This window comes from Streptomyces brasiliensis, from assembly GCF_014647875.1.
GTDB lineage: Bacteria > Actinomycetota > Actinomycetes > Streptomycetales > Streptomycetaceae > Streptomyces > Streptomyces brasiliensis.
The window spans coordinates 1-14,733 of the sequence record NZ_BMQA01000114.1; the positions used below are offsets into that span (position 1 = coordinate 1).

15 protein-coding genes, 3 pseudogenes and 1 riboswitch are annotated in these 14,733 nt (G+C 67.0%); of the genes and pseudogenes, 8 read left to right on the forward strand and 10 right to left on the reverse strand.

Features of this window, described 5'->3' with window-relative positions; translation table 11 throughout:
• The first annotated feature begins 849 nt into the window (after positions 1-849).
• The 4 genes and pseudogenes from IEZ19_RS47080 (at position 850) to IEZ19_RS47095 (ending at position 3,607) form a co-directional block, all read left to right on the forward strand.
• Positions 850-1,296: a hypothetical protein gene (locus tag IEZ19_RS47080; RefSeq protein WP_229841647.1), complete on the forward strand. Its 447-nt coding sequence runs from the start codon at positions 850-852 to the stop codon at positions 1,294-1,296.
• Positions 1,297-1,461: 165 nt separating this feature from the next.
• Positions 1,462-2,526 (forward strand): annotated as a pseudogene (locus tag IEZ19_RS47085) (ISKra4 family transposase); the annotation flags it as partial.
• Positions 2,527-2,751: 225 nt separating this feature from the next.
• Positions 2,752-3,081 (forward strand): group II intron maturase-specific domain-containing protein, encoded by a 330-nt coding sequence (locus IEZ19_RS54030; RefSeq protein WP_373297175.1) that lies wholly within the window; start codon positions 2,752-2,754, stop codon positions 3,079-3,081.
• Positions 3,082-3,130: 49 nt separating this feature from the next.
• A complete protein-coding gene (locus IEZ19_RS47095) occupies positions 3,131-3,607 on the forward strand; it encodes a group II intron maturase-specific domain-containing protein (protein WP_229841648.1) in 477 nt (158 codons plus the stop codon).
• An 89-nt stretch (positions 3,608-3,696) separates the two neighbouring features.
• Here IEZ19_RS47095 and IEZ19_RS47100 read toward each other — a convergent pair whose 3' ends face one another.
• Positions 3,697-4,173 (reverse strand): winged helix-turn-helix transcriptional regulator, encoded by a 477-nt coding sequence (locus IEZ19_RS47100; RefSeq protein ID WP_189317530.1) that lies wholly within the window; start codon positions 4,171-4,173, stop codon positions 3,697-3,699.
• 83 nt (positions 4,174-4,256) lie between these two features.
• On the opposite strand from IEZ19_RS47100, the gene IEZ19_RS47105 reads away from it, so the two are divergent.
• Positions 4,257-4,970, forward strand: coding sequence for an SDR family oxidoreductase (locus IEZ19_RS47105; protein WP_189317531.1), 714 nt, complete (start codon positions 4,257-4,259; stop codon positions 4,968-4,970).
• 177 nt (positions 4,971-5,147) lie between these two features.
• On the opposite strand, the gene IEZ19_RS52205 is transcribed toward IEZ19_RS47105, so the two are convergent.
• The 7 genes and pseudogenes from IEZ19_RS52205 to IEZ19_RS47135 all read right to left on the reverse strand — a co-directional run bounded on the left by IEZ19_RS52205 (position 5,148) and on the right by IEZ19_RS47135 (position 11,598).
• On the reverse strand, positions 5,148-5,627 hold the full coding sequence (locus tag IEZ19_RS52205; RefSeq protein ID WP_229841649.1) for a hypothetical protein: 480 nt from the start codon (positions 5,625-5,627) through the stop codon (positions 5,148-5,150).
• Between the two features lie 743 nt (positions 5,628-6,370).
• Positions 6,371-7,141, reverse strand: a pseudogene (locus tag IEZ19_RS54410) (AbiJ-related protein); the annotation flags it as partial.
• Positions 7,131-8,399 (reverse strand): hypothetical protein, encoded by a 1,269-nt coding sequence (locus IEZ19_RS54040; RefSeq protein ID WP_373297176.1) that lies wholly within the window; start codon positions 8,397-8,399, stop codon positions 7,131-7,133. The gene IEZ19_RS54040 and the pseudogene IEZ19_RS54410, both read right to left, overlap by 11 nt.
• A gap of 4 nt (positions 8,400-8,403) precedes the next feature.
• Positions 8,404-9,267 carry an ATP-binding protein gene (locus tag IEZ19_RS52215; protein ID WP_229841651.1) on the reverse strand — a complete coding sequence of 288 codons (864 nt, stop codon included), beginning with the start codon at positions 9,265-9,267 and terminating at the stop codon, positions 8,404-8,406.
• Between the two features lies 1 nt (position 9,268).
• Positions 9,269-9,841, reverse strand: coding sequence for a hypothetical protein (locus tag IEZ19_RS47125; RefSeq protein WP_189317533.1), 573 nt, complete (start codon positions 9,839-9,841; stop codon positions 9,269-9,271).
• On the reverse strand, positions 9,838-10,419 hold the full coding sequence (locus tag IEZ19_RS47130) for a hypothetical protein (RefSeq protein ID WP_229841652.1): 582 nt from the start codon (positions 10,417-10,419) through the stop codon (positions 9,838-9,840). The genes IEZ19_RS47125 and IEZ19_RS47130 overlap by 4 nt, the downstream gene beginning before the upstream one ends.
• A 321-nt stretch (positions 10,420-10,740) precedes the next feature.
• Positions 10,741-11,598 carry an SDR family oxidoreductase gene (locus tag IEZ19_RS47135; RefSeq protein ID WP_189317534.1) on the reverse strand — a complete coding sequence of 286 codons (858 nt, stop codon included), beginning with the start codon at positions 11,596-11,598 and terminating at the stop codon, positions 10,741-10,743.
• 148 nt (positions 11,599-11,746) lie between these two features.
• Between IEZ19_RS47135 and IEZ19_RS47140 the strand changes: the two genes are divergently transcribed.
• Entirely contained in the window at positions 11,747-12,133 is a 387-nt protein-coding gene (locus tag IEZ19_RS47140) for a winged helix-turn-helix transcriptional regulator (RefSeq protein ID WP_229841653.1), read from the forward strand.
• A gap of 374 nt (positions 12,134-12,507) precedes the next feature.
• Positions 12,508-13,350 carry an IS5 family transposase gene (locus tag IEZ19_RS47145; RefSeq protein WP_189317536.1) on the forward strand — a complete coding sequence of 281 codons (843 nt, stop codon included), beginning with the start codon at positions 12,508-12,510 and terminating at the stop codon, positions 13,348-13,350.
• 153 nt (positions 13,351-13,503) lie between these two features.
• A riboswitch (M-box (ykoK) riboswitch) is annotated at positions 13,504-13,675 on the reverse strand.
• A gap of 58 nt (positions 13,676-13,733) precedes the next feature.
• On the opposite strand, the gene IEZ19_RS47150 is transcribed toward IEZ19_RS47145, so the two are convergent.
• Positions 13,734-13,913 (reverse strand): hypothetical protein, encoded by a 180-nt coding sequence (locus IEZ19_RS47150; protein ID WP_229841654.1) that lies wholly within the window; start codon positions 13,911-13,913, stop codon positions 13,734-13,736.
• On the reverse strand, positions 13,894-14,229 hold the full coding sequence (locus IEZ19_RS47155; protein WP_189317539.1) for a hypothetical protein: 336 nt from the start codon (positions 14,227-14,229) through the stop codon (positions 13,894-13,896). Before IEZ19_RS47155 ends, IEZ19_RS47150 begins: the two co-directional genes overlap by 20 nt.
• Before the next feature lie 295 nt (positions 14,230-14,524).
• Here IEZ19_RS47155 and IEZ19_RS47160 point away from each other — a divergent pair.
• Positions 14,525-14,614: pseudogene (locus IEZ19_RS47160) on the forward strand (telomere-protecting terminal protein Tpg); the annotation flags it as partial.
• Between the last annotated feature and the right edge of the window lie 119 nt (positions 14,615-14,733).

A 14,733-nucleotide genomic window follows, 5' to 3' on the forward strand; every position in this document is an offset into this window, starting at 1 on the left:
TGCATGTGCATCCTGTTCATCCCTGCGGACGGGTGGCATACGCCGAAGGTCATGGACGCGTTGTTGGGGAAGTTTGCTGCCGTGTGAGAGGGCGGTATGTGACGTGATGCCGTATTTGCTGTCGCTGAAAGGTGCGGGACTGCGGCATCCGGGCTGATCGGAGCGTCTGGCCGTGCTGGGGTGTCTCCCGTGAGCGCCGTCACCCTCGCCCGCTGACCGAACAGGATTCCCCGGAACTGCCGACACGGTGAAAGGGTGGGGGCCGTCCGAAGCCATCGGGGGAGGGGTAGATGCGCCGCGCGCGTCAGGAGACAAGGGTGCCCCTGCGGCTGGCACGCCAGCGGCCAGGCCGCGTCAGGCCGCGGGAAAGGGCACGAGAGCCAAGGCAGTGGCGGGACCTCACGGTGGTGGCCAGCCTCCTGACCGTGCTGCTTGCCGTCCCGGGGACGGTATGGGCGGTACTCGTTGCTCAGGACCAACTGCATCAGTCGCAAGAGGCCGCCGCGCAGGAGGAACGCGCCCAGGCATCCCGAGTCTCCACATGGACGGGACAGGACGCGCACGGCAAGTGGCTTGTGCACCTCATGAACAGAAGTCCTGATCCCATCACCAAGGTGTACCTGACCTTCGACCGAGTGCGCCCAGACGTGCCCTGGGTTGGATGGGGGGTTCGGGTGGAGAGCGTGCCGCCCTGTACCGACATGACGATCAGCCAGGATCAGCTGAGGTACAACATAAATCAGGATGGGTGCGGTTCCTCTGAAGGGAAAGGTTGAGCTGGAGGAAAGCTCAGCGGGGCTGTGCTCGGGGCTGCTCCTCTCTACCGTGGTGGTGGAGGAGGGGTAGCGGATGGGCTCGCTGTTCGAGGAGTTGGAAGCGCGCGACGCGGCTGCCCGGGTGCAGGTGGAGGAGCTCGAAGCCGAGCTCGCCGAGCTGTCCGGGAGACTGGATCTGGCGCGGGAGAGCCTGGAACGGTTGCGGATCGCGCGGGAGACCGTCGCCGAGGTGCTCGCGGAGATGACCCCGGAGAAGTCGGCGGTGGGTATCGATGCCGACCGGCCGACCGTGGGTGAGCCGGTGGCGTCTGCGTATGCGGGGGCCGAGCGGCAGGTGATCGGGGTGCTGACCGTTCCGAACTGGCAGCCGGGGATGGGGGCGGAGGTCCTGCCGCAAGTGTATCGGGACATTCTGGAGGTGGCGGCGGACGCGCCGCGCCGGTCCGCGCCAAGCAGATCGTGCCGAGGATCGGACTGCCGGCCGAGACCGGGAAAATCGAGGGCACGCGGTCCAAGCTGAAGCGGCTGGTGGAGCGCGGCTGGCTGGACGAGGATGTCCCCGGCCTGTTCACCTTGGCCCGCCGCCGGGCGGCTGTTTCGCCCAACTCCCGTTAACAGCAGGGCTCTTCCGCGGCTACGTTCGAAGGTGCGACCCAATCGATGCTGGACGGGAAGAGCCCCGGAGATGACACCGTACGACACCTCATGCACCGCTGACCCCTTTGCGCGGTCCATCAGCGCCTTCGAGACGCTGATGCACACGCTGTCAGGCAGTCCGGCGACCACCTGGACCCACGCCGAACTGGAGGAGCACCTCGACGCGGCCGGGCGAGAACTGCTTCGCCTGCTGCTGCAGGACCACCTGGACCTGCGGGCCAGGAAGGAAGAGAACCGGGTCCGCGCCGGTGCTGGCCCGGTGGTGACCGGGCCGGAGGGGCTGGTGCGGCCCTGGCGGGAGGCTGGGCATTCGCGGTGGCTGGCCAGCGTGTTCGGGATGGTCGGGGTCACCCGGGTCGCCCACCGGGGGCCGGGCATGGGCAACGTCCATCCCGCTGACCAGGAGCTGTCCCTGCCTGCAGGCCGACACTCGACGGGATTACGGCGGCTCGCTGTCACCGAGGCCGTCCGCGGCTCTTTCGACCAGGCCCACGACGCGGTGACACGCCGCTGCGGGAACGTGCTCGGCAAGCGCGGGCTGGAAGAGCTCGTGGTCGCCGCCGCGGTCGACGTCGACGGCTTCTACCAGACGAGGATCCCCATCCCGTGCAGCCACGAGATGCCGCTGGTGGTCCAGGTGGACGGCAAGGGCGTGGTCATGCGCCCGGAGGCACTGCGGGAGGCCACCCGCCGGGCCGCTGCCAAGACAGCTGGTGGCCATCGCGGCCGGCTCGCGCCGGGCGAGAAGCCGAACCGCAAGCGGATGGCGACCGTGGCCTGTGTCTTCGACACTCGTCCGGCGCTCAGGCGCCCACACGATGTGATCCACCCGCTCGGCGGCCGAAGCGGCGAACGCCCCGCCCGCCCGGGGCCCAGGGCGGCGAACAAGTGGTGCACCGTCTCGCTGGTCCGCTCGCCCGAGCAGGTCATCGCCGACGCCTTCGACCAGGTCCAGGCACGCGACCCGAAACATTTAAGGCCGTGGATCGTCCTGGTCGACGGCGCCCGCCACCAGCTCGACCTGATCAGCGCCGAGACCGGCCGACGCGGCGTCACGGTCCACGTGCTGCTGGACTTCGTGCACGTCGCCGAGTGAGCAAGCAGCAGGCTGAGATGCTGCGGGACGCGATCGGTCAGCGGATGGTCGAAGTCGGGCTGACACTTCACCCGGACAAGACCAAGGTGGTGTACTGCAAGGACAGCAACAGGAGAGGTGAGTTCGAGAACACCTCGTTCACGTTCTTGGGGCTACACCTTCCGTCCCCGCAGGGCGCGGAACAAGCGGAAAGGGGTGAGGTTCACCTCGTTCCAGCCTGCGATGAGTCGGGAGAAGCTGATCGAGAAAGGCCGGGAGGTTCGCAGTTGGCGGCTTCACCGGCGGCCCAACGACACTCTGATAGACCTCGCGAATGCGATCAACTCGATCGTGCGAGGCTGGATGACCTACTGGGGCCGGTTTTACCGAGAACAGATGATTCCACTCCTCAAGCGCATCAACAACTACCTGTTGCGCTGGGCCCGTAAGAAATATAGACGGTTGCGTGGGTTCAAACGTCTCAAAGCGTGGTGGATCAGGGTGACAAAGTTTGCCCCGGGTCTGTTCGCGCACTGGGCATGGACACACAGTTTTCATCCGACTGGATGGTAGGAGCCCGGTGACGGGAGACTGTCACGCCGGGATCTGTGGGAGCCCGGGGGTGAGATTCCCCCGGGCTACCCGACACTGCCAGGATGCCAACCGGCGTGCCTCGTACGAGCACACCGAGTTCACGTTCCTGGGGTTCACCTTCCGCACCCGCTCCGCGGTGCGCAAGGACGGCCGGGTGTTCCGGTCGTTCCTCCCCGCCATCAGCGGGGAAGCCCTGCGCAGGATCAGTTCCGAGGTGCGGACCTGGCGGCTGCACCACCGCACCAGCCTGACCGAAGCGGGCCTCGCACGGTTCATCAACCCGATCATTCGCGGGTGGATGGCGTACTACGGGGCCTTCTACCAGTCGGCCCTCTATCCCCTCCTGGAACGCGTCATCGCCTACGTGATGCGTTGGATGCGCAAGAAGTTCAAACGGCTGCGGGGCAGGAAGAAAGTCCAGACCGCGTGGAACCGTGCCGTCGCACGACGACCCCGGTTCTTCGCTCAGTGGGCCTGGACCACCCATGCCCCGCGCGTCTGGTGACCAGAACGACAAGAGCCGTATGACGAGAGATCGTCACGTACGGATCTGTGAGGGTCGAGGGGTGAGAATCCCCTCGGCTACTCGGCGATCTATGCCTGGGCCGGAGTCTTTGCGGAATGGAACCTCACATCGTCCGGGGACACCTCGGCGCCCGTATCGTCGACGAAGGCCACCCGCACGGGGCGGTTGTCGTCCGCCGAGCGGCGCAGGATGGTCGGTCCAGAGGCGAGAGGCCGGTTGTCGTCCCCCCACTGTTGGAGCGCGGCCAGGATAAGGCGCAACTGCTCACCGGCGGGGGTGAGATGGTAGCTCTCGCGGGTCCGGGCGCCGGGTTCATGGTAGGGCCTTTTCTCCATGACGCCTGCGTCGACCAGGGTGCGGAGCCGGATGACGAGGACGTCCGGCGCGATCCTGAGGCGGGCCCGGAAGTCGGCGAATCGGGTCGCGTCCCGCATGGCTGCCTCTCGCAGGATCAGCAGCGACCACCGGTCGCCCACAATCTCGACCGCCCGGGCGATCGAGCAAGTTTCTTCCCGTTTCCTGTGTGTGATATCGACGCCGGCCATGACCTCAAGTCTACTCCTGAGTTGCCATCCCGTACTTAGATGCTAGATTGGAAAATCCTAACCAGCTCGGGGATTGAGAGATCATGGACATCAAGAACGCAGTCGCCGTGGTGACGGGCGCCAACCGCGGGCTCGGCCGGCATCTGGCCGCCCAGCTACTCGAGCGCGGAGCGGCCAAGGTGTATGCGGGCGCTCGCAATCCGTCCTCGGTCGACCTGCCCGGTGTCGTACCGTTCGGGCTGGACATCACTGACCCTGCCGCAGTGGCGAAAGCGGCTGAGGTGGCCTCCGACGCGACCTTGCTGATCAACAATGCCGGCGTGAGCCTGCATGTGGGCCTCGTCAGCGGCGACATGGCCGACATCAGGCTGGAAATGGAGACGGCTTTCTTCGGCTCCCTCAACGTCACGCGCGCGTTCGCCCCGGTCATCGCCGCCAACGGGGGCGGAGCCGTCCTCAACGTTCTTTCGATCCTGTCCTGGGCCCACTTCCCGGGTTACGGCGGCTACAGCGCCGCCAAGGCGGCGGAGTGGGCCATGACCAATGTGATCCGCCAGGAGCTCGCGCCTTCCGGCATTGACGTGACCGCCCTGCACGTCGGCTATATGGACACCGACATGTCGGACTACGTCGACTCCGCCGACAAGGTCGACCCTGCCCAGGTGGCCGGCCTTGCCCTGGACGGCATCCAGGCCCGTGCCCTCGAAGTGGTGGCCGACGATAAGAGCCGCAACGTCAGGGCAGCCCTGTCCGGCGGGCTCGACCTGCTCTACCCGGGCCTGCCTGTCGCGCGCTGACCACGAATGCAAAGGCTCCATTGCAGGGGGTAGAACGCTCTGCCACACGTGGGCGGATCCGCGAACATGCGGGCCGTCGACTGCGCATACCTAGTGCTGTGGGCCGTTTGCGGCCCACAGCACCTTCGCCGACAGGCGGCTGGTCGGTGGTGCGGTCGGTCACGGTCTGGTTCCGGGTCAGGTCAGGGCTCGCAGCCGCGTGTTGGGCTCGGGCGGCAGGACGGTGGCGGTGAACGCGTGCAGCAGGGCCTCGGTGAGGGCGTCGGTGTCGCCGGTGCACAGCGCGCACCGGCCGTCGTAGGTGTGGCCGCCTTTGCCGTGCGGGGTGCTCGGGCCGTGTTCGGCGGCGTCCGCCCGGGGAGTCATGAGCAGGACCGTGGTGATGCGGTCGTGCAGCTGGGGCTTGATGGCGGCCTGGTCGGTGTCCTCGTCGTGGAGGCCCGGCACGAGGTGGTCGATGGTCTCGACGAGGATCTGCGCGGCCAGGCCGATGGCGCGGTCACGGATGCGGCTGTCCCACGTGTGGGCCGAGGTGGGGCGGGCCCAGTCGGCGCACTGCTGTCGAACGGCCCGCAGGGCGCCCTCCATGACGTCGACGCGCTGCTCGGCGGGCAGTTCGCTCCAGCCGAACGGTGACTCGCCCCGGTCGCAGTCCACGACCGGACGTCCCGGTGAACCCAACCGTGAGTGTGAGCTGCGTCCAGGACGTCGATGAGAGCGTGCACCAGGTCCAGCAGAGCGGCGGGACTCTGGAAGAGGTCGCGGTGGTCTTCGGCGGTGCCTTGCGCCATGGGCATTACCAGCCAGCCCTCGGACGGGTTGGTGTCAAGGATCGGCACGTAGTGCGGGTGGGCGTTGAGGTCCTGAGCGACGTCGATCTCGCGCCGCATCCGTGCCGCCGGGGTCTCCCGGTGCGACCGGCGACGCTTGAGGGCGACTCTGACACCAGTGGCCTTATGAGTTGCGGCGAAGATGTCCGCCTGGCCGCCCTCTGCCATCCGCCCCCGGTCCATCGCGTAGTCCTTGCGGTGGCCGCGGGCTGCACCCTGCACGGCCGCGTACTCTCCCTTCGGCGCGGGCAGATTACCGGCTCGGGTGTTCTCGTCGGCGGCCGGCTCTTCAGGACCGTTCGTCATGACCGCCGCCGCGCCGGGGTGGGGGTTGGCAGTCCCCAGGGGCGCCAGCCTCGATGCTGCGGCAATCCTTGCTCCATGATCAGCGTCCGGCAACTCTGAGAGTCTGGCGAGCGTCTGAGCCGCCACCGAGTTCGAGTCGGTTATGGAGGGTGGATGGGCCGCGGCATCCGGGGTCGCCTTGTCGTCCTCGGCGAGGACTCGTGCGCCGTAGACGGGGTAGCCGCTGATGTCGGCGATGGGCATGAGTGCGTACCCGTCGCGGCTCACAGCCTGATTAATCTGCATGGCAATGAACGCCACCTGGGCGTCGTCGGAGCGCACTTCGGGGTGGAGCATCTCCGCCAGGAAGCGCAGGAGTATTTCATCCGTTCCGTCCCGGAGCCCGAATCTAGCATCGGTGAAGATCCAGTCCTCGTCCCAGTCTTCGTTGGTGTATCGGTGCTTGAAGATGTCTTCTTCAGCGTTGTCGAACCTGCTGTCCTCGCTCGGGAGCGACTCGAGGTCATAAAGCCGACGCAGGAATGTGATCTCGTCGAGGTCGCCGTACCAGGTCACGAGGCTGTCATTCAGCTGCCGGACGAGTCGGCGGCGCGTCACCTGCGTGATGTGGCGGGCGTCCCGAGGAACTGTCCCCTTCTGGGTCTCGGGGCTGGCGGCGCGGGGGACGCGGTGGACACGAAGCTGATCGTCGAGCTGGTATCCGTCACGGTCGAATGTCTCACGCAATTCCTCCAGGGCAACCGACTCAAGACCTTCGCCCCCGTGCTTGCGGCTCTCGCGGTCCAGTCGGCGCAACATGCTTTCGAAGACGAGCAGAGCCCGGCGTACATGGTCTTCGCGCCCCCAGTCCACCGACGCCTCGAACGCATTGAAGGTCTGCTGGCGGACCCCGCCCTGGCGGGGCGGGACGACGTCGCTCCGGGCGAAACCCTCGTTCCCCCAGCACTCCTCGATCGCACCGACGTACAGGCTGCTCATCAGACGGCGGACAACGTTTCGGGATGCACGAGAGACAAGAGGACGATCACCAGCCATGAGTGCACATTAAATGACCCGCGGCGCCCCTCACCGCCCGTTCCGTGTATGAGACCGGTAGGTGCAACGATTGCCGGGCTTCGGGGGAGTTGGGGCCGTCGGGACCACCGGCATGCATGAGAGGCCGGCCACCGCCGGCCTCAGCTTGCCGTTGAAGGTCCGGCGTCGAACGCGGCTTGAAACGGCTAGCTCTCGGACTGGTTTTCGATGCGAACGACGTGATCGGGGCCGGGATGGTCGACGCCGGGCACCATGGGGTTCTCGTAGTCGAACTCCACCTTGCCGAAGGAGTCACTGGTGATCGGTGGGGGGGGGCGTTGTCAGTGATGATCAGTTGGAGGCGTTCGCCGTAGGCATCCGCCAGCGTCCTGAACCGGCTGTAGATTTCGGTCGCGCGTTGGCCGTCGGAGGCGTTGTTCCCTAAGGCCTTGCGCGGCGATTCGATCACGAGCAGGGATGGGACGAGAACGTCTGCGTGATCGAGTCCGAAGGTGAGAAGGGTGAGGCTGTAGGCGAGGTTGATCGAGGTGGCGATGCCTCCGCCGGAGGCCTGCAGGCTCTCGAAGGGCTGTCCGTCGACCACGGGCAGGTAGGTGTCGCTGTCGATGACGGCCGTGTTGACCCAGGGAAGGTTCCAGCTGGTGAGCAGCTGTCCGAATTCGGTGCTGAGGTCGGCCAGCAGTGTCTGACGGGCTGCAAGTTGCTGGGATTTTTCCTTGATATCCTTGTTGACCTGCCTGCGCTCTGCCTTGATGTCGCGGATGTCCTTGTCGATGGCGCGTACCCGGGCCCAGGCTTCCCGAAGCTGGGTGATGGCATCGATGCTGGCTTTGAGCGCGGCGACGCGGGAGCTGGCATCGGCGATGGCGTCGAAGCGCGGCGCGACCACATCGCGGGTCTGGGCGTCGAGCTGCCGGCGCAGGCTGGTGACGGCGAAGCCGAGTTGCTGCGCTCGCTGCTGAGTGGTCTGGAAGTGTGCCTCGTCTGACTGCTGGATGCGCTGTGCGTCCTCGAGCTGCTGCTGGAGGGTCGTGCGTGTCGCTTCGATGGCGACCGGGTCGATGTCTGCCTCGACGGGATCGTGCTGGAGGCAGACGAGGCAGTGGCCGTCTTCGACGGGTCGGGTGGCCAGGGATTGCATGCAGCGCGGGCAGACGACGAATTCGAAGGGGGAAAGCTGATCTATGGCCGTGGCTGACCTGCCGAGGCGGGACAGGTCGAGCTGTACCTGAGCGACTACGGCTCGTCGTGCCTCCACGAGGTCAGCGGCCGCTAAGACTTCTTCCTCGGCCTGCCGGGCGGCCCGGATGGCGGTCTGCAGCTCGTCTCGAAGTGCGGTGTCGGCAGCGGTCTGTTCCTCGAGTTCGGCGGAGACTGGCCAGAGCGGCCTGGGCCCGTTCGAGGGTGTCACGAAGCTGAGTGAGTTCGGCCCGCAGTTCGTCGTCACTGCGGGGGTCGGAGGCCGCCAGGAACTGGCTGACGTTATCGTGCTCGGCGGTTCTGGCCTTGAGCCTGTCGGTGAGCTCGTTCGCGGTGCGCTTGAGCTCCAACAGAGCGCTGTCGGTGAGCGCGAACATCAACCGGAAGAGTTCTTTGCGCTTGGGCTCGAACCAGGAGTCAAGGTGGCCGACGACCTGGCGGTCGATCTCGCGTGCCTGCAGGTAAATGTAGGCGTACAGGTCGTTGAAGGTGAGGTTCTGCGGCCGCGCTGCTCCCTCGCGCTGTGCGGCGACCTGCTCGCGGGGGAAGCCGAGAGCGTCCAGCAGATAGTCCGAGAGCGTTGTGCCACCTTCCTCAGTGGCCCGCAGGGGCAAGGTACGTTCCAAGGCGAGGGAGTGAGGGTCGAGGAGATCTACGGTGTCGGCGGTGCCTCCCTCGATGGTCCGTCTGAGGACGACACGTTCGTCGCCAGCCACAACCTCGGCCTGGACGCACAGTACGTTGTCGCGCACCGCCGGAGTGAGCATGGCCTTGCCGCCGAGGGCATGCTTGAAGAGCATCAGCAGACTGGACTTGCCGGTGCCGATGGGGCCGGAGATCACGGTGGCCGGCCGGTCGAAGCGGTAGGTCTGTTCTGCCTCGGCTGTCGTGACCGTCAGTGAGACGATGCGCAGGTGGACGGCCATGTCAGATCTCCGTCCGCCAGGGCCGGTCAACCGCGTCAGGCAGACGGTCGTAGATGAGGTTCTTCAAGGCCGATCCTGATTTGTTGAAATGCCTCTTGAGCAGCTTGATCCGGCTGGCGACGACGGCCCATTCCGGTGTGGCGGCGAGGGAGGCCGCCACGGCGGCTCCCTGTTCGGTGACGCGGAATTCAGCTCTGGCGCTGTCGCCGTAGGTGATCAGGGCGCGGGCGGCGAGGGAGCCCAGGATGCTGTAGTACCGCTGGTCCCAGGGCCTGTACTTGTAGCGAGTCATGCGGCTTTCGACCGCGAGACGCTCCGGCGGCGTCGGGGCAGTTCCTGCCGGCCACGACGCCTGCCCGGCGGGCAGCAGGCGTTCCAGCATGGCCGGGTACCGCAACAGGAAGTCGAGTTTGGCGAGCTTGGTGAGCCCGGTCAGGCCACCCTTGGCCGTGGTGAACTGAGAGATGAGCAAGAGGATCCGCGCCTCGTGGTAGTGGACCTCACGCTGTTCGGCCTGCCGCCGTTGAGTCCGCATCCGGGTGGCGGCCGCTTTGAAGTCGGCGCCGGGGGTCATAACGCTTCCTCGTCCGCGTCGAAGGGCTCGGAAAAGTAGAAGTGGCACTCGTCGCACAGCTGGTAGGCCAGCCCCCGCACATGCATGTTGTTGAGCAGGAACGGCGGCGGCGTAGACAGCGCATCGACCTTGAGCCGCTCAGCAAGCAGGTCGTTCATCTTGACGCCGAACGCGCTGCCGTCAGCGGCCGCTGCCCGCGCATGGCGACGGCACTCAAAGGCGGTCTCCAGGACGTCCATGGACAGGTTCAGCAGATCAGTGTCGTCCCCGGCCAGACCGGAACGCCGCTCAGACCAGGTCGTGTACCACGCGGAGCGGAGCCTTTCAGCGAACGCCGCCTCATCCGAGGGCACCAGGCCCCGGCGAAGCTTGCGGTTGAGCTTGACGCCTCCTGGTGCCACCACGGGCGCCCGACCGAGCGGGAACGTTGGCAGCTGGACCGACGTGAACACGAATTCCCGGCGGACGATCTCACGGGTGAGTCTGCGCCGGCTGATGCGCTGCTGCATCTGCGTGCTGTAGCGGACACGGCTCGGGTCGGCGATGTAGGCGGCGAGCTGGCCGCGGTCGCTCTCCATACCCGGGACCACTGGATCCTCTGGACCGTACGACAGCCCATCCGACCCATCAACAACGTAGGACCACCCCCAGGTCATCCGTTCGACAGGGGGCAACAGTCATGCCGGGCCCAGAGGCCAGCGGCCCTGTTGCAGGACTGCGAAGAAGATAACGGGTGCTCTCGCTGGCGCTTGTAAGCGAAGGTTGTCGATTCGAACCCGGCAGGGGGCACCCTGAAGCCGCAGGTCACGGCCCTGAAGGTGCCCCTTGTGCCCGAACTCCTCGACCACGGCGCGGGTGGCCTGGTGTGCGGTCGTTGCATTGGCCGCCGGGAACCTGTGTCAGCGCAGCGCGTCGGCGATCGCGTCGGCCAGGGAGGTGGTCGGCCGTCGGATCAGGCGGCTCAGGTCGAGGGAGTCGGTGAACAGTTCGCCGCGGCTCAGGCCCAGGTCGGCGTCGGCGAGGACGTGCGCCAGCTCGGCGGGCAGGCCCGCGCCGGTCAGCGCCTCGGCGAGCTTCTCCGCGGGCAGATCGGCGTAGGTGATCGGCTTGCCGGTGGCGGCCGAGACCGCCGCGGCGAACTCGGCCAGGGTGAACGCCTCGTCGCCGCCCAGCTCGTATACGGCGCCGGTGTGGCCTTCGGTGGTCAGCACGGCCGCGGCGGCCTCGGCGAAGTCGGCGCGGGTCGCGGCGCTGACCCTTCCCTCGCCCGCGGCCCCGATGACAGCGCCGTGCTGGAGGAGCACAGGCAGCTGGGCGGTGTAGTTCTCCAGGTACCAGCTGTTGCGCAGCAGCACGCTGGGGACGTCGCGCTCACGCAGGTACTCCTCGGTGGCGCGATGGGTGGTGGCGAGGATGTTGGTGGCCGTGTCGGCGTGCGACATGCTCGTGTACGCCACCAAGGACACCCCCGCGGTCAGCGCGGCGTCGATGGCGCGCCGATGGTTGCCGAGGCGCTGGTCCACGTCCGTGGTCGAGATCAGGAGCAGCTTGTCGGCTCCCGCGAAGGCCGCTGCGAGGCTGTCCGGGTCGGCGAAGTCGGCCCGGCGCGTCACGACGCCGGGGTCGGCCAGGTCCTTGATCCCGGTGATGTCCCGGCCGGTCGCAATGATCTGCGAGGCGGGAACTCCGCGCCGCAGCAATGCCTCGACGGTGAGCCTGCCCAGCTGACCAGTGGCTCCGGTGACGACGACTGACATTGGAGATCCTCATTTCCGCCACGGTCGTCCGCGGCATCACTGGATTCATGGTCACCCCATGACTCACTATCAGGAAGTAGCCACTTTTTAGTAAGGTAGCCACCTGTCGAAAAGCAATGAGGTGAGCGCTGTGGCAACCGTCCAGGCTGTGAGCGAGGCGACATCGTCGTGGGACCCGTACGCGCGCGGCTGCCCGTCGCGGGACCTGCTCGACCGGATCGGCGACAAATGGTCGATCCTCGTGCTCGGCGAGCTCGGCGAGCACGGGGCATCCCGGTTCACCCAGCTGCGGAAGCGGCTGTCGGGGGTGAGCGAGAAGATGCTCACCCAGACGCTGCGTGCCCTCGAACGCGACGGTCTGGTCCTGCGAACGGTTTACCCGGCGGTGCCGGTGCGGGTGGAGTACGAGCTGACTCCGCTGGGCGAGACACTCCGGAAGCCCCTGAAGGCGCTCACGGAGTGGTCGCTGGGGCACACGGAGGACGTTCTCGCCGCCCGCGAGGAATACGACGCCCGCGCCGAGCAGGTAAGCTGACGCTACGTCACACCGCTATGGGGCGCGTTTCACGGCGAGCCGGCAGCCCACTGAGGGGCCGTTCCCGCGGGAACGGCCCCTCAGTGGGCTGCCGGCTCGCCGTGCGGCTTCTCGCGGATGCGGTGCGCGTAACACCTTGAGGTAGCGCTGTTCGCCTGTCGCCGGGGATCCGCACGGGCGGCGCCGGCAGCGCACCGGAACACCCGCCGAGTACGAGCTCGACCTCGCCGACCCGGCGCGGCAGACGGTCCGCTCCGGGTCTGGGCCGGAAGCGCTGGTACGGGGGTTGGCCCGGCGGCCTAAGGACTGGTAACAGAAAGAGAGTGTGGAATAACTGAGCGTCAGGTCTTGTTCCCCTTGCGTTGACTTGGTCGATGTGGGGGTGTGTGACGGCTACTGGGGTGGGTGTACGCAGGCCGTGGGAGGTCGAGGACGGGTTGTGGGAGCGGATCGAGCCGCTGTTGCCGGTCGTGGAACGGCGCTACCGCTATCCGGGTCGTAGGCGGCTTGACCAGCGCAAAGTGCTGTGCGGGATCTTGTTCGTGCTGTACACCGGGATCCGGTGGGAGTTCCTGCCGCAGGAGCTCGGCTTCGGTTCCGGGATGACGTGCTGGCGGCGACTGCGGGACTGGAACGAAGCCGGGGTCTGGCAGCGACTGCACGAACTTCTGCTCGCCGAACTGCGCGCCGGCGACGTGCTCGACCTCTCCCGGGCCTCCGTCGACGGCTCCCACCTGCGGGCCTTGAAGGGCGGGAACGCCACCGGGCGCTCGCCGGTGGACCGCGGCAAGACGGGCAGCAAGCACCACGTCATCGTCGACGCCCACGGCATCCCCCTGGCCGCCACCGTCACGGGCGGCAACCGCAACGACGTCACCCAGCTTCTTCCGCTGATCGAGGCAGTGCCGCCGATCCGGGGAAAGCGCGGACGCCCGCGCCGGCGCCCCGACGTGCTCTACGCCGACCGCGGCTACGACCATGACATCTACCGCCGCCAAGTCCGCGAGCTGGGCATTCGTCCCGTCATCGCCCGCCGCGGCACCGACCACGGCAGCGGCCTGGGCAAGAACCGCTGGGTCGTGGAAGCCGCCTTCGCCCTCCTGCACTGGTTCCGACGCCTACGCATCCGCTGGGAGGTCCGCGCCGACATCCACCAGGCCTTCCTCACCCTCGGCTGCGCAATCATCTGCTGGCGACGCCTCAAAACCTCATTTTGATTTGGGTCCTAAGGCGAGGACAAGCGGGATGCGGCCGGTGATGGCCCGGACTACTGCAATCCATGTCTCTCGCCTCCTTCCGGCTGGGGTGCCTGTGAGCTTGGCGTCTACCTCGACTCGGCAAGGAGCGGACCGGCCCGGCAATGTGCGGCCGGTTCACCCCAACTCGTCAGAGCTTTGGCACTTCACGGCGTATCCCCGTGCGGGGGAAGCCACTTGGGGTCACCCCTTAGGCCGGGGAGACCTGTCCTGATCCGGAGCGTCTCTCGATGGGTGGGATCAGTGGCCTGTGTTCGTGAAGACGCCTCACCGAACGAGGTGCCTTCCTTCAAAACCTAGGTAAGGGCAGCGCCGCTCCTTCGAGTGGTAGCAGCCCTGTCCGGCTACGGGCCCTCGCCGCCGTGGAACAGCCATGCCGCGATGGTGTCGAGGTCCATCTCGGCGTCTTCGGCCAGATCCTCGGGCTGGGCGCCGACGTGCCAGGCGGTGACGACCGCCTCTTTCAGATCGGCCGCGCGGGTTGCCAGCCCGGCCTCCAGCGCCTCAGCCGAGCCCGCGGTCAACGCGGGTGCCTCCTCGGTCAGCCGCTGCGCCGCCTGACGGACCGCATGCCGAGCTTCCTCCATGGGGGAACCGTTCATCGGCAACCTCCAAGAACTCCTCTTCGACCACCCCGGTAGCAGGTGTCGCAGGTGAGGACCGCGATACCTGCTGGGCGATCTTCAGGCCGAGCCTCAGCGTGATCTGGACAGGAAGACCGGCCCCGCAGGCGTCGGCGATGGCCATGATCGCGGGCTCGGCGAGCGACAGCAGCCGACGCAAGTCACGCTCGGTGACCGTAGGTACACGGATACGAGGCAGCGTGATGGTGATCGTCATGGCGTACCTCCATCGGGACAGCACCCGAAGGCACGCTGGCAGCGGACGAACCCCGCGCTGCGCAAGCCGATGAGGCAGCCGTCAGACGGCCGTCTGCCCGCCGGGCGCCTCGGGTGCAACGGAATGGGAATTGGTGCAGGCGCTACTACTGCAGGGACTCATCCCGCTCACCTCCTTAGCGCTCAGCGGTCGACAGTTCCGGTAGAGCAGCGCTCTCAGACGGATCAGGCCCGCTTACGACGGATCAGGCCCGGTTACAGGGCCCTCTACCCAGGTTACGGCCGCGCGGACCCAAGCACTCAAGGAGGTGTACTTCCAAGACAACGGCCGCCGCGCCGGCGAGCTGGAGGAGGTCCGCTTCACCGACATCGAGCACCTCGAGTTCTCGACCTCTAGAAGTCCCGAACAAGCTGTGAGCCCCGGACCAGCCGGTCCGGGGCTCACTCGTGTGTGCCCAGCATGGGCGATTGCTTGGGGGTGGAAGTTCCCTGGGGGAAGAGGTGG